This is a genomic window from Acinetobacter sp. I-MWF (genome assembly GCF_025433935.1).
Taxonomy (GTDB): domain Bacteria; phylum Pseudomonadota; class Gammaproteobacteria; order Pseudomonadales; family Moraxellaceae; genus Acinetobacter; species Acinetobacter guillouiae.
The window spans coordinates 1-281 of the sequence record NZ_JAMBAR010000058.1; the positions used below are offsets into that span (position 1 = coordinate 1).

A 281-nucleotide genomic window follows, 5' to 3' on the forward strand; every position below is an offset into this window, starting at 1 on the left:
CATTAACTCTAAATTCTGAGACTACCAATAATACACAAGGCGTAATTGGTTCAGTCAATGCGGATGCCAAGCTTTCTATTCAAACTTTAGACAATACTAAAGGGGAGATTTCGGCACAGAATGTACACCTGACGGGTCAGAGCTTAAACAATCAACAGGGTACGATTCAATCCAAAACAGCAGATTTAAACATCAATGTTGATCAAATTGATAATGGTTCGATGCAGGATTCAGCAGGTAATCTGATTGCTGCGCAAAATCTTAAATTGAATGCCCAGCAG

The 281-nt window shown here is 39.1% G+C and carries 1 protein-coding gene; it reads left to right on the plus strand.

The features are described 5' to 3' along the window. A partial coding sequence (locus tag M2R48_RS21350; protein ID WP_262087633.1) for a hypothetical protein occupies positions 1-281 on the plus strand: 281 nt, incomplete at both ends.